Source organism: Roseomonas sp. WA12 (assembly GCF_054165765.1).
This window is the reverse complement of sequence record NZ_CM135108.1, coordinates 4633812-4657826: the sequence shown is the minus strand read 5'-3', so window position 1 is coordinate 4657826 and position 24015 is coordinate 4633812. Positions and strand designations below refer to the sequence as shown.

Here is a 24015-nt window from a genome sequence, read left to right as displayed (position 1 = left end):
ACCTAAGACCGGGCGGAGCCTGCCGTCAAGGACGAAGCCAGCCGAGCACCACCTCCACCGCATGGGCCTCGCGCGCCTCGATCGCCGCCTCAGCCTCCAACCCCGTGCCGAAGATGGCCGAGAGCGTGTGAAGGTTCGACACGTAGAAATGCCCGAGCGCGACGATGGTGATGTAGGCCTGCATCGGGTCTGTCCCATCCCGGAACACCCGTTCCTCCGCACCGCGGCGAAGCACCTCCCGCAGGGTTTCGAGCAGGGGAGAGTAGAGGGCGGGCACGCTCTCGCTTCGGGCCAGATAGGCGGCGCGGTGCAGGTTCTCCTGGTTCAGCAGGGCCACGAATTCGGGGTGGCGCGCGGTATAGCGCAGGTTGAAACGCACCAGCCGCGCCATGGCCTCGGCCGGGGGCAGGCCGTCCACCTGAAGGGCGCGCTCCTCGCCGCGCTTATGGGAATAGGCGGCTTCCAGCACCGCCACCCACAGATCCTCCTTGTTACCGAAATAGGCGTAGAGCATCCGCTTGTTGGCACCGGCGCGCGCGGCGATCTCGTCCACCCGCGCGCCAGCCAGGCCATGGGCGGCGAACTCACGCAGCGCGGCATCCAGGATGCGCCGGCGCGTCGCCTCGGCACGAGGGCTCTGCGGGATGGTGCGGGCCGGGGCGTCCGTGCCTGGCGCCCGCTCCGCAGCAGGATCCACCGGCGTTGTCACGTGCGCCCGTATGTATCCTCGAATCGGACGATGTCGTCCTCGCCCAGGTATGCGCCGGACTGGACCTCGATGAGGGTGAGCGGGATCATGCCCGGGTTTTCGAGGCGGTGGACGCAGCCGAGCGGCAGGTAGACGCTCTCGTTCTCGCGCAGAAGGATGCGCTCGGCGTCGCGCTCGACGACGGCGGTGCCGTTGACCACCACCCAGTGCTCGGCGCGGTGGTAGTGCTTTTGCAGGCTGAGCTTCTCGCCCGGGCGGACGAGGATCTTCTTCACCTGGAACCGGTCGCCCTGGATCAGGCCCTCGTAGTGGCCCCAGGGGCGGTACATGCGGCGATGCGCGCCGGCCTCGGGGCGCTTCTTCGCCTTGAGCTGCTCGACGAGCTTCTTGACGTCCTGGGCGCGGTCGCGGTGCAGCGCCAGCACGGCGTCCTCGGTGCTGACCAGCACAACGTCGGAAAGGCCGATGACGCTGGTGAGGATGCCTTCCGAGCGGACATAGCAGTTGCTGGCGTCCAGCAGCTCGACCGGCCCGTGGGTGGCGTTGCCGGCCGTGTCCTTCGGCGACACCTGCCACAGCGCGTCCCAGGAGCCGACATCGGACCAGCCGAGATCAGCCGGCACCACCGCGGCGTGCGCCGTGCGCTCCATCACCGCGTAGTCGATCGAGATCGACGGCGCCTCGGCAAAGGCGGCGCCGAGGCGGACGAAGTCAAGGTCGCGGGCCGCGCCGTCGACCGCCGCGCGCACGCTGGCGACCAGCTCGGGCTGCAGGCGCTCGAGCTCGGCCAGCAGCGCGCTGCTGCTGGCGACGAACATGCCGGCGTTCCAGAGGTGCCGCCCGCCCTCGAGGAAGGCCTGGGCGCGGACGAGTTCGGGCTTCTCGACGAAGGAGGCGATGGCGGAGACGCCTTCCGCGTTCACCAGCGGCGCGCCGGCCTCGATATAGCCGAAGCCGGTCTCGGGCGTGGTGGGGCGCATGCCGAAGGCGACGATATGGCCGGCCCGCGCCGCGACCGACGCCCGGGCAAGGGCGGCGTGGAGGGCGGGCAGGTCCTGGATGGCGGCATCGGCAGCCATGATCCAGAGGAGCGCGTGGGGGTCGGACTCGGCCACGAGCAGGGCGGCGGCGGCGATGGCGGGGGCCGAGTTGCGGGCCGCGGGCTCGAGCACGATGCGGGCGCCGGAGGAGAGCCCGGCCTCGCGCAGCTGCTCGGCGACAAGGAAGCGATGCGCCTCGGCGCAGATGACCATGGGCGGCGCGAAGCCCGGGCCCGTGGCGCGCCCCACCGTCTCCTGCAGCATCGACTGCGCCGAGGTCAGCGGCCAGAACTGCTTGGGATACCCCTCCCGCGACAGGGGCCACAGCCGCGTCCCAACCCCGCCCGACAAAACCACGGGAACAACACGGTCGGCTGCATGGTTCTGGGGCATTCGCCACTCCCACCCGGGAAAGTCCGCCGAGGTAACGGAGCGGCAGGCAAAAGAAAAGCCGCCCCGCATCGGCGGAGCGGCCCTTCCCGCCCCTCCGGGCGGCAGTCCTTCATCGGGCGCGAAGCCCGAGGCGATTCAGCTCAGCACGCCAAACAGCCAGAGGAGGAGGATGATCGGGATAGGGATACCGATCAGCCACAGAAGAATACCACGCATCGTCAGACCTCCAGTGGATTTACCTCCTCGCAACGTGGAGGGCTTGCGGGAGGTTGCGTCCCCGGCCAGCCTCCATCCATGCATCCGATCATCGAGAACGAAACCCCCTGGGATCCCTCGCCCCGCATCCCCGATCCGCGGCTGCGGGATCTCGATCCCTCCTTCGCCCGCCTGCGCCTGATGAACGGCGCGGTGCAGAAGCTGGCCGGCGGCACGCGCTGGGGCGAAGGCCCTGTGTGGTTCGGTGACCACCGCTGCCTCATCTGGTCCGACGTGCCGTCTGACAAAATGTTCCGCTATGACGAGGTGTCCGGCGCCACCACCGTCTTCCGCAATCCGTCGAACAACGCGAACGGCAACTACCGGGATCGCGAAGGCCGCCTGATCACCTGCGAGCATCTCACGCGCCGCGTCACGCGCACCGAACATAGCGGCCGCATCACTGTCCTCGCCGACCGGTTCGAGGGCAAGCGCCTCAACTCCCCCAACGATGTCGTCGTGAAGTCCGACGGGACGATCTGGTTCACCGATCCTGCCTTCGGCATCCTCAGCGACAACGAGGGCGAGCGCGCCGAGCAGGAGTTGCCGCAGAACGTCTACCGCATCGATCCCGCGACCGGCACGGTGGAGTTGGCGGCCGACGGCATAGAGGGCCCGAACGGCCTGGCCTTCTCCCCCGACGAATCCATTCTCTACATCGTCGAGAGCCGCACCAATCCGCGCAGCATCCTGGCCTATGATGTCGGTGCGAACGGCCGCCTGTCTAACCGCCGCACCTTCATCACCGCCGAGCCTGGCGGCACGCCGGATGGCTTCCGCGTGGACGAGGAGGGCAATCTCTGGTGCGGCTGGGGCATGGGCAATGCCGAGCAGGACGGGGTGCGCGTATTCAACAGCGCGGGCGCCCCGATCGGTCACATCGACCTGCCGGAACGCGCGGCCAATCTCTGCTTCGGCGGGCTGAAGCGGAACCGGCTGTTCATCACCGCGTCCCGGTCGCTCTACGCGGTTTATGTGAACGCGCGCGGGATTTAGAGGCAGTAGGCCGGGGGGAGGCATCCCCCGGACCCCCTTCTATTTCTCTCAATAGCGCTGGCCTTCCAACGACGATGGCGCACCCGGCAAACTGACAAGACAAGGAGGGGGTTCGGGGGAGTTCACCTCCCCCGGCCTTACCGGGTCACGACCCGCCCCACCGCCTCGCGCCACGCCCCGTGCCGCCGGTCCGCCTCCGCCGCGGGCATGTCCGGCTCGAACCGCACGCGGCGCCGCCAGTGTGTCGCGTCGTCGCCGGGCGGCGGGCACAGCCCGGCCTGCACCCCGGCCAGATAGGCGGCGCCCAGCGCCGTCGTTTCCGCCACCGCCGGCACGTCCACCGGGCACTGCAGCGCGTCCGCCAGGAAGCGCATCGTCCAATCGCTTGCGGTCATGCCACCATCCACGCGCAGCACCGTCTCGCCCATGGCGGGCCAGTCCGCGCGCATCGCGTCCAGCAGGTCGCGCGTTTGCCAGGCCACACTCTCCAGTGCGGCGCGCGCGATCTCCGGCGCACCGGCCCCGCGCGTCAGTCCCAGGATCGCGCCGCGCGCGCCGGCATCCCAATGCGGCGCGCCCAGCCCAGTGAAGGCCGGCACCATCACCACACCGGAATCCGGATCCGCCCGCGCCGCCAGTTCCCCCGCTTCCGCCGCGCTGTGGATGATCCCCAACCCATCGCGCAGCCACTGCACCGCGGCGCCCGCGACGAAGATCGCGCCCTCCAGCGCGTAGGTGCGCGCGCCGCCGATCTGCCAGGCCACCGTCGTCAGCAATCGGTGCGCGGACCGCACCGGCGCATTCCCCGTGTTCAGCAGCATGAAGCAGCCCGTGCCATAGGTGGATTTCGCCATCCCCGGCCGGAAGCAGGCCTGCCCCAGCGTGGCCGCCTGCTGGTCCCCCGCCATACCGCGAATGGGAATCGCGGCACCGAGCAACGCGGGATCGGTGGTGCCGAACTCCGTCGCGCAATCACGGATCTCCGGCAGCAGCGCGCGCGGAATGTCCAGCGCGCGCAAGATGTCGCCATCCCACTCGCCGGTCCGGATGTCGCACAGCATCGTCCGCGCGGCATTGGTCGCGTCCGTCGCGTGCACGCGCCCGCCGGTCAGCCGCCAAAGCAGGAAGCTGTCCACCGTGCCGAAGGCCAGCTCCCCGCGCTCGGCGCGCGCCCGAAGGCCCGGGATTTCCGCCAGCATCCACATCAGCTTCGTCGCGGAAAAATACGGATCGGCGAGCAGCCCGGTCCGCTCCATCAGCAACGCCTCCAGCCCCTCCGCGCGAAGCCGCTCGCAGATCGCGGCGCTGCGCCGGTCCTGCCACACGATCGCGTTGTGCACCGCGCGTCCGGTGGCACGATCCCAGACCAGCGTCGTCTCCCGCTGGTTGGTGATGCCGATCCCGGCCACCTCGCCCGCGCCCACCCCGCCGCGCGCCATCGCGCCGCGCAGGCATTCCACGGAATGGGCGACGATCTCCTCCGGCGCGTGCTCCACCCATCCCGGTGCGGGAAAGTGCTGCGGCAGTTCCACCTGATGCGTGGCGCGCGGATGCAGCGCGGCGTCGAACAGGATCGCGCGCGTGGAGGTCGTGCCCTGGTCGAGCGCCAGCAACGCGTCCGCAGCCATCCATCCCCCCCAAATGCTGCCCCTGCGCTTTCCACGGGGCGATTCAGGGCGCACCATAGGCGGCATGGGCGTGATCCTCCATGACCTCTGCGGCGCCGACCCGAACAGGCGCTTCTCGCCCTATTGCTGGCGCGTGCGGATGGCGCTCGCCCATAAGGGCGTGCCGCACGAGGCATTGCCCTGGCGCTTCACCGACAAGGCGGCCATCGCCGATGTCGGCGCGAGCAAGGTGCCCGTCCTCCGCCACGGCACGCGCACGGTCCATCAGAGCTGGGACATCCTGGAGTACATCGAGGACACCTGGCCCGGCGCTCCCAGCCTCTTCGGCGGCGAGGGCGGGCGGGCGCTGGCCCGCTTCGTCAGCACCTGGTCGGATGCGGTGATGATCGCGGGGGGCGCGAAGCTCATCGTCTCCGACATCCCCGGCCATCTGGCACCCGAGGACGCGGAGTATTTCACCCGCACACGGGAGGCGCTCTTCGGCCGCTCGCTCGCCGAGGTGACCGCCGGACGCGAGACGACGGTGGAGGCCTTCCGCCGGGACCTGCACCCGCTGCGGATGGTGCTGCGTGAGCGCCCCTGGCTCTCCGGCCCCACCGCGGGTGCCGCGGACTACATCGCCTTCGGCCCGCTGCAATGGGCCCGCTGCGTATCCTCCTTCCCCCTGCTGACGCCGGACGACCCCATCCATGCCTGGCGCGGCCGGCTGCTCGATGCCTTCGGCGGCCTGGCCCGCGCTGCCCCGGCCGAAGACCTGACCTAGCGCCTCCATGGGACCCTGGCTGGATGCCTTCGTGCCCGCCTTCGGGCTGATCGCGCTCGGCGCCTTCCTCAAGCGCCGGCTGCTGCAGAACGATGCGATCTGGGCAGGAATCGAGAAGCTCGTCTTCTGGGTCCTTCTGCCCTGCCTTCTCGCCTCCTCCCTGTCCTCGGTGAACCTCGGAGCCCTTCCCCTGGGCGGCATGGCGGCGACGCTCTGGACGGCCCTGCTGATCGGCGCGGTCGCCTCCCTCTTTCTGGCCCGCGCCTTCGGGCAGGGTCACCCGGCCGCCACATCGGTGCTGCAGGGCGGCATCCGCTTCAACAACCTGCTCGGCTTCGCTCTCACCGGCGCGGTCTTCGGCGCGCCGGGCACGGCGCTGGCGGCGGTGACGGTGGGGCTGATCGTGCCCTGCGTGCAGCTCATCATCACCCCCGCCTTTGCAATCGGGGGCAGCGGCGCCCGCCCGCGGCCGCTGTCGGTGTTGCGGCAGGTGGCGGCGAACCCGCTTATCCTCGGCTGCGCGGCGGGCTTCGCGCTGGCCGCCCTCGGGGGGCTGCCGGCAGGGATCGGGCCGCTGATGCGCACCCTCGGCCAGGCCTCGGTCTCGCTGGGACTGCTGGCGGTGGGCGCGGCCCTGGGGGCGGATGCGATGCGGGACCGCCTGTCGCTTCAGGGCGCCACCACCGCACTCAAGCTCGTCGCCATGCCCGCTCTCACCCTCGCCCTGGCCCACGCCTTTGGGCTGGACCCGCTGCCGGCCACCATCGCCACCGTCTTCATGGCCCAGCCTACAGCCACGACGGCCTATGTCATGGCCCGGATGATGGGGGGCGATGCGCCCTTGATGGCGGCGATGACCACGCTGCAACACTTGGTTGCCGTGGCGACCCTACCGCTCTGGCTGTTCATTCTCTGGGCATGGGTGCCCCTGCCCTGACGCCCGAAGCCGTGCCCGCGCCGCGCAAATCCCGCGCGCAGCGCGATTGAGGACGCCCCGCCCCTGCCCCATGATACCGGCCCGACCCGATGGAACATCCTTTGATGCTGACGAGAGCCATGGTGACGCGAAGAGGCCTCGCGCGCGGGGCCCTGGGCCTCGGCGCCGCCGCTCTTGCCCCATTTTCGTCCTCCCGTGCCCAGGGCGCAGCTTGGCCCGATCGGCCCCTTCGTCTCATCATCGGCTACCCGCCCGGCGGGCCGTCCGATGTGTTCGGGCGGATGATTGCAACCCAGATGGGCCCCCGGCTCGGGCATAACGTCGTGGTGGAGAACCGCGTCGGTGGCGGTGCCGTGGTGGCGAGCGAGGCCGCGGCCCGCAGCCCGGCCGACGGCCACACCATGCTTCACGTCGACAACGGCATCCTCGTCTACAATCCCGCGCTCTACTCTCGCCTGCCGTACGACCCCGACCGCGACCTGACCGGCATCGGCTTTATCGGGCGCTTCCCGCTCTTCCTCGTCGTGCGGGCCGACAGCCCGGTGCGGGACCTGGCCGGCTATATCGCCGCCTCCAAGGCCCGGGCGCCCACCTATGGCACCCCCGCCGTCGCCTCGCCGCACCATCTGGCGATGGAGATGTTCAAGCGCCGCGCCGGCTTCGATGCGACGCATGTCCCCTATCGCGGCGGCCCCGCGGCCATGCAGGACCTGCTGGCCGGCACGGTGGACAGCGTTATGATCGACTGCGCCACCGGCACCGCCTTCATCCGGGACGGCCGGGTGCGGGCGCTCTGCGTGCTGAGCGAGGCGCGCTCCCCCACCAGCGCCGCCGTGCCAACCGCAAGGGAGCTGGGAGTGGATGCCGTTGCCTCTGGCTGGCAGGGCCTCTCGGTGCCGGCCGGCACCCCGGCCCCGGTGCTGGACCGCCTCGCGGCTGAACTGGCCCGCGCCAACGCCTCGGACGAAATGCAGGCCCGCTTCACGACGCTGGGCATCGAGAGCGCCAACCTCTCCCCAGCCGAGTTCGGTGCCTTCGTCGGGCGCGAGGCTGCAGAATGGCGCCCCCTGATCCGGGAGCTGGAAATCCGGCTGGACAGCTAGGCAGACCGCAGCGTGCCGGCCCTGCTGCGGACAGAGCGCGGGTCAACGCTGCCCAGGCCCTGTTTCGGTACGCCCTTCCTAACCATTGCCAGCACATCGGTTCCAGACGCCGCGGCGACCTTACACATGAGGTCGCCTACAGCGCCTCCCAAAGGTCCAGAGCCGGCCGGGATGCGCCGTTACATGCTTTTATTCGCATTGCCGCCCGCAGTGTGTCGTCGGCACTATGCCCGGCCCCACCAGCCGTGAGGTGATCGGGGAAGGCGGTTGATCAGGATCCGAAAAGTTCCAGGTTTACTAAAGGCAATCATAGATGCCGTCGAAAAGAGATCTGCCTATGACCGACGACATCGTAACCTATCGGGAGCACTCCCATGACATTGGCGAGCTTGGCAGAGCGTGGCGTACTCTCGAGGCAGCTGTTCCCCACTCGTTTTTCCAGAGCTGGACATGGGTCGGATGCCAGTTTTCGGAACGCTACCCTGATCCTGTAATCATTCGCGCTGAGCGAAACGGAAAACTCGTTGGTTTGGCTCTTTTCAATCGTCGTTCGACGAGGCTGCATCTTTCGGAAAGCGGCGATGCGGCGGCGGACTCTCCGTTTATTGAGCACAATGGGCCGCTTGCGACCGATACTGCAGTGTTATCTGCTTTATTTCGCGCCGCCTGGAAGGGCGCGTCCCGCTTGGTCCTCAGCGGCATTCCACCGGCACTACAACAAGTGGCAGGCGGCGCTTCGATTCGAAGCCAGGAACGAGTTGCGCCCTTTGTCGACCTGAGTTCACTGCACGCAACGGGCAACAGCTATCTCCAGAGACTCAGCGCCAACACGCGCCACCAGCTTCGACGGTCCGCTCGGTGCTACGGCGGCGAGGACGCAATCACCATCGCGCGGCCTGCCAACTTGGCGGAACTACGGTCCGAGGCGTCAGAGCTCATGCGGTTGCACGGGGCGAGTTGGAACCGCCGGGGCAAACAGGGAGCGTTTGGTACCGAGTGGCAACGCTGTTTTCATATGGCACTTATGGAACGCGCTTATGCTCGCGACGAGCTTGATCTACTGCGCGTAGAGGGATCAAGCGGCCTGATCGGTCTGCTGTACAACTTTCGCCTGAACGGATATATTTACGCCTACCAGAGCGGCTTCATGGAGGAGGGCCTGGATCCCTATGCCAAGCCAGGCATGACCTGCCATGTGACCGCCATCAACGAAGCGGTCGCGCACGGCCACGAAGTTTACGACTTTCTGGCCGGCGACCAGCGTTACAAACGAAGTCTGGCCCATAATATGAGTACGCTGACCTGGGTCGAGTTAGCCCGACCCTGGTCACCCACCGCAATTCTCTTCAGAACTGCCGCGGTGGTTAAAAGAAGACTTATTACGCATTTACCTGTTCGCGACGCCCAGAAACGGCAGATGCCGCCCCAGCCAGATTTTTAAGTTGATCGCCTCGGACGCGTGGCCGAAGCCGGATTTCCGAACGCAAACAGGGATCAACTGAGTAGCACTACGCCATCCAGAATAACCGCGCTTCCCGTGCCTGCAACAACAAGGTATCAAACGGCTTTTTTGGAGCGTACCGGTACCCCAGATACGCCAAGGCTGGCCAGTCTAATTCAGACCTGGACCTGTTGACGGATCGGCACTCCCTATGTGTTTGAAGGCCGAGAGAATGCAATGGTAAGGCTGTCCAACGGCTTTCGCCCTATATGGCCGAAAGCCGTTGCACGATGCCCTCACCTGCACGTGGGACGTCTGTTGAATCCCACTATGCTGGATCTCCTTGCCCTACCACGGCCGCCAACCTAACCGTGTGCTGAGTCGTGTAATGCCAGAAGTCTCTCACGCAATTCTGACGGAGCAGTAAATTTTCCCCCAAACTCTCCAGAGAAGAATGCAAGAAAGTCATCTACAGTCTGAATAAGACTTTGCACATCGCCATCTGACTTAACATAGGGTGTACCACCCACCCGAAAACTCGGGCTGTGCAAGCTCAACGTAAACACGCGCAGCCCGCCCCCGTGCAGGCGCTCAGTGATGCGCTTCATGTCAGACAGCTTGCTCCCCTCTGGAGACAAGCGCGCCGGTTTCCACAGCCCGACCCGTTTCGCAATCTGCGCCGTACGCGAACGGTTCCCCAGCCGGCGCCGTACCAGGTGAGACACCGCACTTCCGTAAGGCTCGAACTTGCCAACCATTGCCGCCGTTGTGGGCAAGGAAAGAAGTTGACGTGACCGGCCGAACCAACCGGGATTAGAACTGAAGCGGGAGAAGTCAGGCCCTCCGAGCGGACTGTAATCGTAATACGGGCTTATGCTGAGGTCGATATCGAAGTCGAGTTCCTCGATCGCCTCGACTGTATTGGGGCTCAGGCCGTAACGGCCTGCCTTAAAGATCCGAGACGGACGGCCCAGCAAATCTTCGACACGCAGTCTGAGGTTGGCAAGCTTGGTAAATTCCAGTGTAGGCCCCAGATTACCCGAGAAGGAGTGCCAACTATCCTTAATTTCCACCAGTGGCGGGGCTGTCCATGGATGCAGGTGCACACCAATCTCGCAGCCTTCCTCGGCGAGACCACGTACGATTCGGCCGCTCTGCTTCTGCGTTGCTATAGGATGGTCAATGACGAGGCATGGTTTGATCCCGTGCTTCCGAAACACATCGAATTTGGCGGCAAGCTCCAGAATTGACGACACGTCGCCCTGATCGGTCGCGACGCCCTTATCCCAATCGAAATCAGCCTCTGTGTCGATGACCACCTGCAACAAGGGCGGCCACTCTTCCGGTGTCTTGAATTCTCTCAACCCGATCGAGCTCGGACCGGCGGCCATTGCCGCAGTGAAGCGGATATTGAGGTTGGGAAATGGGGGAGAATGCTGCTCTACGCTTGGTTCGTGACCACACTTCTCCCTGTAGAGTTTGGCATAAGCCGAGGCCACCTGCCCCATTTCGAGATTGCGCTCCGCGAAGCGCCGATTTGCCTCCCCCATGGCGGTGCGCAGCTGCGGATTCGCCCGCAACCGAAGGATCGCTTCCACGAAATCTTCCGTATCTCGCGCGAGAAATCCAGTGCGCCCGTGTTCCACAATGAAGTCCGTCAGCCCCGGAAGAAAAAGGGTGATGATCGGTAGGCTCCAGGACATTGCTTCGAGGTAGACGTTCGGAAAGCCTTCCGATGTCGAGGCGAACACGAATGCGTCGGCGGCCATGTACCAGAGGGTCGGATCGGCCTGAAAACCTGCCATGATCACGCGATCTGCCACGCCATCGCGTTCCAGCCGCTCCTGGATCTCCGCCGCGTATTCCTTTTCCAGCAAAGGGCCGACGATCGCCAGGCGCACAGTCGGATCCTCGATCCGGGCCATCATCTCGGTCAAGAAGGCGACGTTCTTGCGACGCGAAACTGAGCCGACATTCAGCAAAAGCAGATCGTCGGGCCGAATGCCCAGTTCCTCGCGAGCTTTCGCGCGATCTTCGGCTGTCGCCCGCTTACGAAGAATAACGCCTTGCGGGATAAAATCCAACCGGCTGCTTGATGTGGTTTCCAGTGATCGCCGCAACAATTGAGGACTGATAACGACAAAGCTGCTGATCGTGCGCATAAGCAGCGCGGCCAGGCCTCGGTTGCGGTGCTGATAGGTCTGCAGCAACTCGGTCGGGCTGTCGTCCAGGCTGCAGGAGAACAGGATTGGGCGTCCACGAAAACGTGCGGCAGCGTAGGACACGAAGCGTCGATCGACATGCGAGTGAAGATGCACCAGATCGAACCTGTGAAGGTTACGCTGCATCCACCTTAACAGGTCCAGTTCATTCGATGTCCCGCTCCGGTTTGCGAGGTAATGAACTTGGATTCCCTCATGCACCGCAGTTTCCGTTCCTGCGTCGGTCCGAGTTTCGTAAGTCAGAACCTCGCCTTCTATCCCGTGCTCAGTAAGGTAGCGGATAAGGCGCGTATAATATATTCCATCCCCTGTATAATCGGGATAAAACCGCCGATAGATGTGAAGCACGCGCAGCGGGGCGCGGTTATCGCGCGCACCGGCTGCACCTGACCGTCTGGTATCATCACTCACGAATTTCGATCCTGCGGTCTGGACATGCTACGGCGCCTGCCGAGCGCTTTTCATATCAGGAGATCTGCCGCACGTAAGTAGATCTTTCACACTGCCCCACGACGAGGGTTCTGCGTCGCTACGGTTGATTTAGACCTCCAGCCCTGAGTCTTCTCGTATCCGAGATGATATACAGGATGAGTGTGGCAACCGGCGCCACTCACAAGGCGGAAGGAATTCACGTTCTACTCTGAGGTGATTCGCTGCACCTTAGATACGGTACGCGGCTAGCACTTGTCAGGCCTCACGGTTTCGTGCACCTCGGCGTCGTGGCCGTGCAGATCGCTCGACACACTCGTGCCCTCCCCCGGACGAATAGGGGAAAGGTCTCGACCGCGGGCAGACATCTGGATTGCTGGGTGAGTTGCGAAGGGAGCGTCGGGTGAGGGTTCTCTATAGCCATCGCATCCAGTCCCACGATGGACAGGGCGTGCATCTCCGGGCGCTGGTCGATGCCTTGCGGTCCCAAGGGCACGAGGTGCTGGTGGTCGGGCCGTCCGTCTTCGACAAGGCTGAGCTGGGAGGCGAGAGCTCGCTTGTTGCTGGCATCCGCCGCTGGCTTCCCTCCTTCGCTGTCGAGCTTGCCGAACTCGCCTACAGCGTGCCTGCCTATCTCCGCCTCCGGCGTGCCGCGGCACGATTCCGCCCGGATGTCATCTATGAGCGGTACAACCTGTTCTACATCTCAGGCGCGTTGCTGGCGCGACAGCTCCGCCTTCCCTTCCTCGTCGAGGTCAACGCCGCCCTCGCTCAGGAACGCGCACGCTTTGGAGGCTTGCGGCTTCACCGCCTTGCACGCTGGAGTGAGACCTTCGTCTGGCGCCGCGCCACCCACGTCCTGCCAGTCACCAAGGTCTTGGCGGAGCACGTCGAGGCTGCAGGCGTGCCGGAAGAGCGGATCGAGGTTATCGCGAATGGCATCCACCTCGAGGCGTTCCCCCCGCCGGCGCCCCCCTCGGCTTCCGCGGACGGGGAACTCGTTCTCGGATTCGTCGGCTTCGTACGTGACTGGCATGGGATCGACGGGCTGATCCGGGCCATGAACGCAGGAGATGCGCCATCTCTCTCCCTTGTGGTGGTGGGGGAAGGGCCGGCTCGGCCGGCGCTGGAGCGCCTCGCGGCCGAACTGGGCATTGGGGACCGCGTGCGCTTCACGGGGCTCGCCCTGCGCGAGGAGGTGCCTCGCCTGATCGCCAGTTTCGACATTGCGCTGCAGCCGGCAGCCGTGCCCTATGCGTCCCCATTGAAAATTTTCGAGTACATGGCCGCCGGCCGAGCAATCGTCGCTCCCGACCAGCCCAATATCCGCGAGGTGCTGGAGCACGGGCAAACCGCCCTCCTCTTCGATCCCGCCCGTCCCGGCACGATGTGGGATGCGATTCTGTCGCTCGTGAACGATGCCGATCTCCGGGCCCGTCTGGGCGCCGCTGCGCGCGCGGAAGTGGTTCGCCGGGACCTGACCTGGGAGGGGAATGCTCGCCGGGTCACCGCCCTGGCCAGGGTATCGGGGCCTAAGCCCGCAGCGGCGCGGATTTCCCCATGATGACCGTGCCGGCGCGTGGATACTGCAAAGTGCCGAGGTTGGAATGAGTGCAAGGCTGATGGTGCCGCCCGGCACAGCAAAGCTTCTGCTGCACGTTTTCCCGAGCTTCGCCGTAGGTGGCGCGCAGGTGCGTTTCTGCGCCCTTGCGAACCGGTTCGGCGCTCGATGGCGGCATGTCATCGTCTCGCTCGACGGCCGCACCGAATGCACGGAAAGGCTGTCGCCCGAGGTGCCATACACCCTGGTGCCAGCACCAGTGCCGCGCGGGCTCGATCCGATCCGCACCGCCCAGATCGTGCGTGCATTGCTGCAGCAGATCCGGCCCGACCTTCTGGTCACCAGCAACTGGGGCAGCATTGACTGGGCGATCGCCAACCTCGTCTCCTCGAGGCTACGCCATGTTCATATGGAAGATGGCTTCGGTCCGGACGAGGTAAATGGCCAGAAACTGCGTCGCGTCCTGACACGGCGCATCGCGCTCCGCTGGAGCGACGTGGTGCTTCCATCGACGGTACTTCTCCGCGCGGCCCGAGAGGTCTGGCGCCTGCCCGAGAGGCGGCTCCACCACATTCCCAACGGGCTCGACATCGGGCGCTTCCGCCCGGAGGGACCGCGCGCAGCCCTGCCGCTCACGGGCGCAGGTCCGGTCATCGGAACCGTCGCGGCTCTCAGGCCGGAGAAGAATCTTTCCCGCCTGCTGCACGCTGTGGCCCTGCTGCGGCAGGGGGGTGAAGCCTTGCAGCTCCTCGTCGTAGGAGACGGCCCGGAGCGGTCCCGATTGGAGGCGCTGGCAGCCGATCTCGGCATTTCCGACTCGGTGCTCTTCGCCGGTCATGTCCCAGATCCGGCGAGCACGTATCGAGCCATGGACCTGTTCGTCCTCTCGTCGGACACAGAGCAGATGCCGTTCTCGGTGATCGAGGCAATGGCGAGCGGCCTGCCCGTTGTAGCCACAGAGGTGGGGGACGTTCGTGCCATGCTGCCGGCCGAGGCGGCATCCTGCATCACCGAACCAACCCCGGATGCTCTCGCGGCCGCGCTCAGGCCCCTGCTGCGGGACGCCGCGCAGCGTCAGGCACTCGGCCGAGCGAATCGCGTCAGGGCGGAGCAGAGTTATGACCAAGAAGTGATGTTCCAGTCCTACGCGGCAATCTTTAGTGGCATATCTGCAACACACGTCTGAGAAGAGTTGCGGGCCGCGTCTACAACCTAAGATTGTCTGTACAGGCGATAACGTTTGTTTGAACCTGTCCTCATACAATCGTTGGTTGCATTTTTCGTAATTGGTGCTCGCGGAGGTATTCTACTTTGCCGACATCGTCGCACATCGCTTCCCAGACCCTTCCAGTAAACGCGAGCGGGATTGCCCGTCTCGTCTTGCAAAACGCTGGCTCATCCAGCCTGGCAGAAGGCATCACCACACTCGGCCAGAGCTTCCTTGCGGGGGAGTTGCCACCAGGGTCGAGCCTCAAGGCGTCGGTCGGGGGGCGGACCGTGGACGTCCAGATGGACGTGAAGACCACCTACGCGGACGGCTCAGTGAAGATGGCCGTCCTGTCGCTGGCGCGGCCAGAACTCACCGCCGGCGAGACGGTTGAGGTTGTGCTCAACCGGGGCTCGGGCTCCGTCGCCGCGCCGGCCGTCAATATGAAGGCGGCGATCCTGTCGCACTCCTTCGTTGTCGACATGCATGTTGCGGGCAAGCCCGCGATCCAGATCGACGTCATGGCCGAGCTGCAGCAGGCACTGGCTGATGGCACGGCCTCGTTCTGGCAAAAGGGCCCGCTCGCCAGTCAGGCGCGGGTCGAGGTTCTTCTTGAAGGCGCCCAGCGCCTCGTCTTCGATGTCACGGCATTCAAAGACGGCACCATCTCGGTGGACGCGCAGTTCAACAATGACCGGGCCATGGAAGTCTCCGGCGGCCGCGTGAAGTACACGGTCACGGCCGAGCTCGACGGCAAGACAGTTCTCGATGAGACGGTCAACCAGGGCCAGTACCAGAACTGGCACCGGGAATTCGTTTCGGGTGGCGCAAACGGCGGTCAGGGTCTTGGCAGCCCCAAGGAGGGCTGGCTGAACATCCAGCACGACGTCGCGCGGCTGGGCGCGATCGGGGCGGTGGCAGACTACGACCTGACACTGGACATCCCGGAGTCCACCTTCGCCCGCTACGAGAAGGAGATGGCGGACAAGAGCTGGGGCGACCCGCTCGCCAACAACGGTGTCACCAAGTACATGCCCACAGCGGGCTCGCGCGACGACATCGGTATCGTCACGCACGGCAACAGCAGCTGGCTCATCAGCCAGGACGCCCGGGCCGCTGAGTACGCGATGGGCCAGGCCGAGGCGGCCGGCTCGGTTCCCTGGAATTTCCGGGATGTGGCGAACGACGCCTGGCTGAACCCGTCAGACTACCCCAAGCTCTGGATGGATGTGCGCGGTGGGGTTGGGAAGCCCGGCGATGCGAACTCGAAAGGCCCGACGCAGCTCGCCGATGACCTGACAGGGTGGGGCGCAGACCGCGCCCACCAGCCCGAGCTGTCCTTCGTTCCTTACGTGCTGACCGGCGAGCGCTGGATCCTGGACAACCTGCAGGCGCAGGCGTCCTTCAACCTTGTCTCCGTCTGGACGGCGCAGCGCGGCGCCGATGCCAACGTCATCGTCAACAACCAGCAGGTCCGCACCATGGCCTGGGGTCTGCGCGAGATCGAGAACGCGCTGTGGGCGACGCCGGACAACAGCCCCGACAAGGCCTGGCTCAAGGCCGCCTCAGACAGCAACTGGAAGTGGCTCGTCTCTAAGATCCCCGAATGGACGAAGACGCAGGGTGAGGCGCACGGTTACCTGCCGACGAACACGAGCGTGAACGTTGCCCCCTGGCAGCAGGACTTCTTCGCGTCGACCATCATCTCCGCTGCCTCGCGCGGCAACGCGGACGCGCTGACCTACCTCAACTGGGCGAAGAACTTCCTTATCGGGCGCTTCCAGCACGGGGAGGACGGCTTTCCCATGCACGACGGCCTCGCCTACCGGATCCAGGTGCTGGATCCCGCGACGGGCAAGCCCTACGCGACCTGGGCCGAGCTTGGTGCAGGAAACATCGCGGCCGGGAACTCGAACGGTGAGGGCTGGGCCACGAGCGAGGGCTATTACGGACGCCTCGCCATGGCGACGCTCGCCGGCATCTATGAGCTGACGGGTGACAAGGCCGCGGCCGACGCATACTTCACGCTTGCGGCGGACAGCCCGCCCAACGCAAGCGCGGACTCCTATGCCAGGGATCCGCAATACGCCGTGACGATCCCCGGCATTTACGGTGGGACGGTCGCGGGAACGGCTGCCGATGACGTGCGCCATCTGACCAATCCGTCTCCCAAGCTCGTCGTCAACCTTGGCGGCGGCGAGGATCTCGTCATTCTTGCCGATGGCGGCAACACCGGCACGATCTCCAATACCGAGACCATCATTGGCGGCAGCGGCAACGATAACATCACGCTCGCGACCACCCTCGTCGGCGGCCGCATTGACCTGAAGGGGGGGACAGACCGCCTCACCCTGGCCGATGGCCGGAACATGGTCGAGGTTTCCGGAACCGAGACGATCATCGGCGGCGCCGGAGAAGACTATGTGCGCCTTGGCAACGCCGGTGGAACCGTGACGGTCTCGGGTGTGGAGGTGCTCGTCGGCGGCGACGGCGACGATATCGTCACCCTCAACGGCCTGACCGACGGCGTGTCCGTTAACCTCGGCGGCGGTACGAATAGCCTCACCTTCAACCCCGCGGCCGCGGTCGGTGCGCCCGCGGCGCGTCCCGGCGCTGCGCCTGCCCCGACCCGCGTGGGCAATGTGCAGAACCTGACCGGCAGCAATGGCGCGGACAGCGTCATCCTGACAACCGCGGTCGTCGGCGCCAGCATCGACCTGCGAAACGGCGCCGACCGTCTGCAGCTCTCCGACTCCGGCCCGAACAGCGTCACGCTGCGCAACGTCGAGACAGTGATCGGCGGCGGCGCGGATGACACTGTCACCTTTGCCGACACTGTCCGCGGTGTCGCCGTCGACCTTGGTGGCGGCAACGACCGCCTGATCCTGGCCGACGGCAAGAACCAGGTCACCGTGTCGGGCATTGAGCGCATCCGAGGCGGCTCCTCCTCCGACCAGGTTACCTTCGGTGGTTCGGACGCGCCTGCCACCATCGACCTTGGTAACGGCACGGACCGGCTCACCCTGGCCGGCTCCGGCCGAAACGACGTGACCGTCCACAACACGGAAACGATCGTCGGCGGGGTGGCGGACGACAACGTCACGCTTGGCACCGTTCTAGACGGCGGGAACGTCAACCTCGGCGGGGGCACGAATCGGCTCTCCCTCTCATCGAAAGGCGCGAACACGGGCCAGGTCGGCAACGTGTCGGTGCTCACCGGCGGCTCGGCCGCAGATGCCGTGACGATGACCACGGTACTTACCGGCGCCGAGATCGACCTGGGCGCCGGCGCGGACAGTCTTGTCCTCTTCTCCGGCAACAATTCCGCCCGGGTGTGGAACACCGAGTCGATTACTGGCGGTGGTGGCGCTGACAGCATTACGCTCGGCTCCGCGGTGAACGGGATCCGCGTGGACCTCCGGCTCGGCACGGACACCCTCACCCTTTCCTCGGCCGGCCCGAACGTCCTCTCGGTCCTCAACGTCGAGACGCTTCTTGGCGGCAGCGCCGATGACACCGTCCAGCTCGAGGCAGCCTCGGCGGGCATGACGGTGGATCTCGGCGGCGGCAACGACCGGCTGACCCTGTTCGCCTCCACCACCAACGTGCTGACGGTCCACAAGGTGGAAACGATCATTGGCGGCGGGCTGTCCGATACGGTCACTCTCGGCGGCGCCGTGGCGGGTATTACCGTCGACCTCGGGAAGGGAGCCGATCGCCTCCTTCTTTCCTCGGCGGGATCCAACAACCTGGTCGTGAGCAACGTCGAGACGATCACCGGTGGGTCGAATGCCGACACGGTGGTGTTCGGATCGATGGTGACCGACGCTGTGGTGGATCTTGGCGCCGGTCAGGACCGCCTGGAGCTCTCCTCTTCGGGGGCGAACAGTGTGACCGTCCGCGGGGTCGAGACGATCATCGGCGGTAAGCAGGCGGACACGGTAGTGCTTAGCGCCGCCATGACCGGCGGCACGGTTGATCTCGGCGAGGGGGCCGATCGACTCGTCCTCTACTCGTCGGCCAACGACCTCGTCGTCAGCAATGTCGAGACGATCATCGGCGGCGCACAGACGGATTGGGTGACCCTGGGCTCCGCGGTCAGCGATGCGCTGGTGGACCTCGGTGTGGGCGAGGATCGGCTTCAACTCTCCTCCGCCGGCAAGAACGTGGTGACGGTTCGCAACACCGAGATGATCACGGGCGGCAGCAAGGCCGATCAGGTCAAGCTTGAGGGCTCGGTGAACAATGTCAGCCTGGACCTGGGCAAAGGTGATGATCGCCTGATACTCGCCTCGACCGGTCCTGCGCGCGTCGTGGTGCAAAACGCCGAGACGATCATCGGCAGCTCAGCGTCGGAATTCGTAAGGCTGGACGGGGCGGTCGACGACATTGTCGTGAACCTCGGCGGCGGGACCGATATGCTGACATTGTCCTCGGCGGGACCGAATCGCCTGACGGTGAATGCGATCGAGACGATCATCGGCGGCACTGCCGCCGATACAGTCACCCTGAGCGGTGCCGCCAAGGATGTCGTCATTGATCTTGGTGGCGGTGCGGACCGGGTTGAGCTGTTCTCCGGGACGAACAGTGTCACGCTGCGCAATGTCGAGACAGTCATCGGCGGTGCCGGCGATGACGAGGTGAAGCTCGGAACGGCGATAACGCAGGGCGTCATCGACCTGGGTGCGGGGACCGACAAGCTCGTCCTCTCCTCGGCGGGCGCCAACACCCTCACTGTGTCCAACGTCGAGACGATCATTGGCGGTGTGCCAACCGACAGAGTAACGCTCGCCACGGCGAGCCAGGGCGGCAACTTCGATCTTGGTGCCAGCCTGGACCGCCTCGAACTCTCCTCTTCAGGGCCCAACAGCGTCACGGTCACGAATATCGAGCTGGTCGTGGGTGGTTCCGCCGCCGACCAGGTGACCGTCCGCGGTAACACGGGGGCCGTGCTTGAGGGGCGCGGCGGCAACGACGTGCTGACCGGATCGGGCGGCGCCGATACCCTGATCGGCGGTGCCGGCCAAGATCGGCTCACGGGCGGGAAAGGAGCGGATGTCTTCCTGTTCAACTTCGCTTCCGAGTCTTCGGTCAAGGCGCCGGACTGGATCACGGATTTCCAGGCTGGGACGGACAAGCTCGCCTTTGTCGGCCTGCTGAAGGGCGGCTTCGACTATCTCGAAGGAAGCGCCTTCTCCAGCGGTGGTCATACGGAGGCGCGCCTCGACGCCGCAACGAAGGTCCTTCAACTCGACTTCGACGGTGATGGCCGAACTGACCTCGCGCTGAACATGCAGGGCAGCTCGTTGTCCTCTCTCAGTGAGAAGGATTTCGTCTGGAGCTGACGCAGGCAACTGCAAGACCCTGTCAGCGCCAGAGGTGCCGCCCTGAAAGGGAGTTTCTTGCGCTCCCTGGAAAGCCGACGGCGCTGACAGACAACTGAGTTTTGTGCCCGGCCAGGGGCATGTCGGATCCCGCGTACGCGCAGGGCCGCACTCCTGCCCGGGGACATGAGTGACGAGAACTTTCTACACCATATCTGGCGCCGCTGCCCGACAAGGCCGTGCGGCTGCGTCAGAAACTCCGGGCAGCGCAGGACGTGCAGTGCTGGATTGTGCGAGGTCAGGGCAACATGGCCTCCGATGGCTGCATGTCGCGCCCGCCATCGCCGAGTACCGGTCCGAAGTCGGACGGTTCGCTAAGGCCGTCGGGACGCAACTGGCGAGGCTGCTAGAGGGGAGTCTGCGGGGCAGCCTGTGTTCAGCACAACTTCCAAGAACGCCACTCGCATTGAATATCAACTTAAGGTTGTTATCCCCCACAATTCTGAATGGGGCTTCGTGGTCGTTCCTGGGCGCTGGGTGGTTGAGCGCTCCTGCCCCTGGCTCGCCCGCTCCCAACACCTTGTCTAAGATCACAAAAGCTTATCCACGACAGTCGTAGACCTGCCCTCCCCTGCTGTTTTCTGCCGCTTCCACTCAGGCGCGCCGTGAAGTTCGCCATCATTGAGCCACACCCTCCGCGCAATACGCCTCCTCGGCGGAGGCAATCGAAATCGCACTTTTTGTTCGCCGGCCTATTCTTGGAACAAAAAATAAGATAGGTGAGTACAAGGTTGTAATGTATTTGTGGCCACAAGCTCGAGCGGCATCCGTAGCCGCGGCGGGACCAAGCCTGAGGCGGAATGTGATTTTGCTCCCGATCCGAAATCTAGCAGGACTCATCCTGGTAGTAGGACTGACGCTGTCCGGCTGTGCACGTCCGGAGCCGCGGGCAGTCGCCCCCGCTCCGACAGGAGCCGAGGTGCCGAGCTACATCATTGGGCCTGGAGACAGCATCCAGGTCTTTGTGTACCGGGCGCCCGAACTGAGCGTCGAGGTGCCGGTCCGCCCGGACGGCAAGATCTCCATCCCTCTTGTGGGCGATATCGATGCCTCGGGACGGAGTCCGATGGAACTCGGCAAGCAGATCGGGACTCGGCTCCGCGAGTACGTCCGCGAGCCCAACGTCACGGTCATCGTCCGCTCCTTTGTCGGTCTGACCGGCAGCCAGATCCGGATCATCGGGGAGGCGGCGCAACCCCGCAGCATTCCCTTCCAGGAAGGCATGACGGTCCTCGACGTGCTGATCCAGAGCGGCGGCCTGACCCGCTATGCGTCCGGCAACCGCGCCCGCCTGATCCGCCGGGACGCTGAAGGCGCGCCGACGCAGGTCATTCGCGTGCGCCTGAACGACCTCATCCGGGACGGCGACATCTCGCAGGATATGCCCCTACGTCCCGGTGACACGATCATCATCCCACAGGGATGGTTCTGAACCATGCAGCTTCTCGCTGACGCCAAGCGCCATGCCAGGGCTGGCTGGCGCCATCGCTGGAAGGCTCTCGCCCTGTCCTGGGCTATCTGCCTTGGGGGCTGGGCTTACGTCCACACGATGCCGGACCAGTTCCGGGCAAGCACGCGGATCTACGCCGACGCCGATGCGATCCTCGGTCAGCTCCTGCGCGGCATCGCGGTGGACAGCGCCTCGGCGAGCCAGGTGGAGCTGCTGCAGCGGACCCTTCTGAGCCGTCCGAACCTTGAATGGGTGACGACGCGCACGGGCATGGACCTGAACGCAAACAGCGCTGCCGCTCGCGAAGGGATGCTCGCCGAATTAGGGCGCAATATCCGTATTACCGCCCACGCGCGTAATCTCTTCTCCATCAGCTACACGGACAACAATGCCCAGCGTGCGCGGGACGTGGTCCAGGCCATGCTCACGCGCTTCATGGAGCAGGCTACCGCGAACGACCGGCAGCAGATGGATAATGCCCGGACCTTCGTGGCACAGCAGGTCGCCACCTATGAGGCGCAGCTTCGCGAGGCCGAGCAGCGCCGTGCGGATTTCAGGGCTCGCTACCTCGATCTTCTTCCGTCCGACGCGCAGGGCGCCTCGCGCCTTGATCAGGGACGGACCCGCCTGCAGAACCTGCGCGGCGAGTTGCAGGACGCGGTTGCTCGCCGGGAGAGCGTCCGCCAGTACCTCGCCTCCACGCCCGCTACCATAACCGAAACGGTTGGCGGCGGCGGTGGTGGCGGGACCGGGGATCCGCGCCTTCTCGAAGCAGAGCGCCAATTGCGGAACTTGCGCCTTCAGTACACCGATCAGCATCCGGCCGTTATCGCCGCACGCACCGCGCTTGCTGAGGCGCGCTCGGGCGGGTCACTGTCCGCTGGCCGGGGCGGGGCAGCCCGTTCGGCCACCAGCACCCAGCGCCCGAATCCTGCCCACGAACCAATCCGCGTGCGCCTGATCGAGGCCGAGGGGCAGGTCGCATCGCTCGAGCGACAGGTTCGGGACGAGGAGGCACAGGTGGAACGCCTGGAAAGCCTGGCCCGTTCCTCGCCGCAGCTCCAGGCGCAATTCCAGAATCTGGACCGTGACTACAACGTCCTGCGCCGCTCCTACGAGGAGTTGCTGGAACGGCGCGAGTCCGTGCAGATCGCCGGCGCTGCGCGCACCGGGGCCGATCGGGTGCGCCTGGAGGTTGTCGACCCTCCTTTCGTTCCGCCCACCCCGACCGGCCCGAACCGTCCTCTCTTTGCAGCCATAGTGCTTGCCGCGGGCCTCGGTGCGGGCGTTGCCTTGGCATTCCTGCTCGCTCAGTTTGACCGCAGCTTCTACACGATGGCCGATCTCAAGAAGGTCGGTCTCTCCGTCCTCGGCAGCATCTCGTCCGTCGATGCACCGCAACGCCGGGTCGTCGGCACGACGGTGTTCGCTGTCGGTATCGCTCTCCTGTTCCTGGCCTACGGAGCCCTCAATTTTGCCGGGCCCGTACTGATCGCGCGGCTTCCCGCGCTCGTCGGGCGCTTTATCACATGACCACCGCCGAGCCCCGTCGTCATCTGGTTGAGCGCGCGGCCGAGGCTCTCGGCCATGCCCGAACCGAAACTCCCGTCTCGTTGACCAATCCGGTGCCGGTGCCGGTACAGGTGGGCGTGCGGCACGAGGTGGACGCCGCCCCGATCCTCGCTACGCCTGCCGCGCCGGCCGCCGGTCCCGCACCGGCACGTGAGGCCGGAGAAGGGGTGCCTCGCCGCATCCGGCCAGCGCCGATCCCGGATGAAGCGCTTCGCCAAGCCGGCTTCGCGACGCTGCAGGGCCACGAAGCCAGAAGCCGGATCACGGAAGAGCTCAGCGTCGTCCATCATCAGCTGCTGCGCACCATCGATGCAGCCGAACCAGCTGAGGACCGGCTGTCCCACGCGGTGCTCATCACCAGCGCCAAGCCTGGCGAGGGGAAGAGCTTCTGCTCCGTGAACATTGCCGGAAGGCTGGCCATGGACACCGCAATGCAGGTGATCCTGATCGACGTGGATGGAACGAAGAAGGGCTCCCTATCCGAGTTGCTCGGGCAGGAAGCCTCCCATGGCATGGATCTCCTGGCCATCGATCCCCTCGTTCGCCCCGAGACCCTGATCGTGCCGACGTCGATCCCCCGGCTCGGCTTCATGCCCTATGGTCCCGTGCCGGCCGACTCGTCCGCGCGGCCCTCCGGCTCCCGGCTCGCCGACGCGCTCGCGCGGCTCGCGAGAGCGATGCCCGGGCGTGTCCTGATCGTGGATGCCCCCCCTTGCCTGGCCACAAGCGAACCAGCGGCGATCGCTTCCGTCGTGGGCCAGGTGGTAGTGGTGGTTCAGGCCGAGAGCACGCAACGAGGCGAGCTCGAATCCGCGCTCGATCTTCTCGATGGCTGTTCCACCCTGCATCTCCTGCTGAACCGGACGACCATGGCCTCCAAGGACAGCTTCGGTGCGTACGACTATAATGGCGGTTGACCTCTCCG

At 65.6% G+C, this 24015-nt stretch carries 15 protein-coding genes; 11 read left to right on the top strand and 4 right to left on the bottom strand.

Annotation, left to right across the window (positions count from 1 at the left end; translation table 11 throughout):
* Positions 1-25: 25 nt before the first annotated feature.
* Together ACVBD7_RS21935 and ACVBD7_RS21930 are read right to left on the bottom strand one after the other, a co-directional pair.
* On the bottom strand, positions 26-709 hold the full coding sequence (locus ACVBD7_RS21935; RefSeq protein WP_458095362.1) for a TetR/AcrR family transcriptional regulator: 684 nt from the start codon (positions 707-709) through the stop codon (positions 26-28).
* Entirely contained in the window at positions 706-2142 is a 1437-nt protein-coding gene (locus tag ACVBD7_RS21930; protein ID WP_458095361.1) for a mannose-1-phosphate guanylyltransferase/mannose-6-phosphate isomerase, read from the bottom strand. Before ACVBD7_RS21930 ends, ACVBD7_RS21935 begins: the two co-directional genes overlap by 4 nt.
* A gap of 294 nt (positions 2143-2436) precedes the next feature.
* Here ACVBD7_RS21930 and ACVBD7_RS21925 point away from each other — a divergent pair, with 294 nt between their 5' ends.
* Complete coding sequence (locus ACVBD7_RS21925) at positions 2437-3393, top strand: SMP-30/gluconolactonase/LRE family protein (RefSeq protein WP_458095360.1); 957 nt, start codon at positions 2437-2439, stop codon at positions 3391-3393.
* A gap of 137 nt (positions 3394-3530) precedes the next feature.
* Here ACVBD7_RS21925 and glpK read toward each other — a convergent pair whose 3' ends face one another.
* Positions 3531-5021, bottom strand: a complete 1491-nt coding sequence (gene glpK, locus ACVBD7_RS21920; protein WP_458095359.1) for a glycerol kinase GlpK — start codon at positions 5019-5021, stop codon at positions 3531-3533.
* A 70-nt stretch (positions 5022-5091) separates the two neighbouring features.
* Between glpK and ACVBD7_RS21915 the strand changes: the two genes are divergently transcribed.
* The 4 genes from ACVBD7_RS21915 (at position 5092) to ACVBD7_RS21900 (ending at position 9265) form a co-directional block, all read left to right on the top strand.
* Positions 5092-5784, top strand: coding sequence for a glutathione S-transferase N-terminal domain-containing protein (locus ACVBD7_RS21915; protein WP_458095358.1), 693 nt, complete (start codon positions 5092-5094; stop codon positions 5782-5784).
* Between the two features lie 7 nt (positions 5785-5791).
* The gene (locus tag ACVBD7_RS21910) at positions 5792-6721 is read left to right on the top strand and encodes an AEC family transporter (RefSeq protein ID WP_458095357.1); all 930 of its coding nucleotides are present in this window, start codon (positions 5792-5794) and stop codon (positions 6719-6721) included.
* Between the two features lie 104 nt (positions 6722-6825).
* Entirely contained in the window at positions 6826-7824 is a 999-nt protein-coding gene (locus tag ACVBD7_RS21905; RefSeq protein ID WP_458095356.1) for a Bug family tripartite tricarboxylate transporter substrate binding protein, read from the top strand.
* Positions 7825-8161: 337 nt separating this feature from the next.
* Entirely contained in the window at positions 8162-9265 is a 1104-nt protein-coding gene (locus ACVBD7_RS21900; RefSeq protein ID WP_458095355.1) for a GNAT family N-acetyltransferase, read from the top strand.
* A gap of 365 nt (positions 9266-9630) precedes the next feature.
* On the opposite strand, the gene ACVBD7_RS21895 is transcribed toward ACVBD7_RS21900, so the two are convergent.
* Positions 9631-11898 (bottom strand): glycosyltransferase, encoded by a 2268-nt coding sequence (locus ACVBD7_RS21895; protein ID WP_458095354.1) that lies wholly within the window; start codon positions 11896-11898, stop codon positions 9631-9633.
* 421 nt (positions 11899-12319) lie between these two features.
* On the opposite strand from ACVBD7_RS21895, the gene ACVBD7_RS21890 reads away from it, so the two are divergent.
* From ACVBD7_RS21890 to ACVBD7_RS21865, 6 genes are all read left to right on the top strand, one after another.
* Positions 12320-13480: a glycosyltransferase family 4 protein gene (locus tag ACVBD7_RS21890; protein WP_458095353.1), complete on the top strand. Its 1161-nt coding sequence runs from the start codon at positions 12320-12322 to the stop codon at positions 13478-13480.
* A 58-nt stretch (positions 13481-13538) separates the two neighbouring features.
* Positions 13539-14663 carry a glycosyltransferase gene (locus ACVBD7_RS21885; protein ID WP_458095352.1) on the top strand — a complete coding sequence of 375 codons (1125 nt, stop codon included), beginning with the start codon at positions 13539-13541 and terminating at the stop codon, positions 14661-14663.
* 323 nt (positions 14664-14986) lie between these two features.
* A complete protein-coding gene (locus ACVBD7_RS21880) occupies positions 14987-20029 on the top strand; it encodes a M10 family metallopeptidase C-terminal domain-containing protein (RefSeq protein WP_458095351.1) in 5043 nt (1680 codons plus the stop codon).
* 958 nt (positions 20030-20987) lie between these two features.
* Positions 20988-21500, top strand: coding sequence for an XrtA/PEP-CTERM system exopolysaccharide export protein (locus tag ACVBD7_RS21875; RefSeq protein WP_458095350.1), 513 nt, complete (start codon positions 20988-20990; stop codon positions 21498-21500).
* A gap of 3 nt (positions 21501-21503) precedes the next feature.
* Complete coding sequence (locus ACVBD7_RS21870; protein ID WP_458095349.1) at positions 21504-23051, top strand: XrtA system polysaccharide chain length determinant; 1548 nt, start codon at positions 21504-21506, stop codon at positions 23049-23051.
* Complete coding sequence (locus tag ACVBD7_RS21865) at positions 23048-24007, top strand: hypothetical protein (protein WP_458095348.1); 960 nt, start codon at positions 23048-23050, stop codon at positions 24005-24007. The genes ACVBD7_RS21870 and ACVBD7_RS21865 overlap by 4 nt, the downstream gene beginning before the upstream one ends.
* Positions 24008-24015 lie beyond the last annotated feature (8 nt).

What these genes read in the sequence shown, in the direction of transcription:
- ACVBD7_RS21880 (WP_458095351.1), top strand. Translation starts at nt 14,987, where the DNA reads ATGGACGTGAAGACCACCTACGCGGACGGCTCAGTGAAGATGGCCGTC.
- ACVBD7_RS21900 (WP_458095355.1), top strand. Translation starts at nt 8,162, where the DNA reads ATGACCGACGACATCGTAACCTATCGGGAGCACTCCCATGACATTGGC.
- ACVBD7_RS21870 (WP_458095349.1), top strand. Translation starts at nt 21,504, where the DNA reads ATGCAGCTTCTCGCTGACGCCAAGCGCCATGCCAGGGCTGGCTGGCGC.
- ACVBD7_RS21930 (WP_458095361.1), bottom strand. Translation starts at nt 2,142, where the DNA reads ATGCCCCAGAACCATGCAGCCGACCGTGTTGTTCCCGTGGTTTTGTCG.
- glpK (WP_458095359.1), bottom strand. Translation starts at nt 5,021, where the DNA reads ATGGCTGCGGACGCGTTGCTGGCGCTCGACCAGGGCACGACCTCCACG.
- ACVBD7_RS21910 (WP_458095357.1), top strand. Translation starts at nt 5,792, where the DNA reads ATGGGACCCTGGCTGGATGCCTTCGTGCCCGCCTTCGGGCTGATCGCG.
- ACVBD7_RS21885 (WP_458095352.1), top strand. Translation starts at nt 13,539, where the DNA reads ATGGTGCCGCCCGGCACAGCAAAGCTTCTGCTGCACGTTTTCCCGAGC.
- ACVBD7_RS21865 (WP_458095348.1), top strand. Translation starts at nt 23,048, where the DNA reads ATGACCACCGCCGAGCCCCGTCGTCATCTGGTTGAGCGCGCGGCCGAG.
- ACVBD7_RS21925 (WP_458095360.1), top strand. Translation starts at nt 2,437, where the DNA reads ATGCATCCGATCATCGAGAACGAAACCCCCTGGGATCCCTCGCCCCGC.
- ACVBD7_RS21905 (WP_458095356.1), top strand. Translation starts at nt 6,826, where the DNA reads ATGCTGACGAGAGCCATGGTGACGCGAAGAGGCCTCGCGCGCGGGGCC.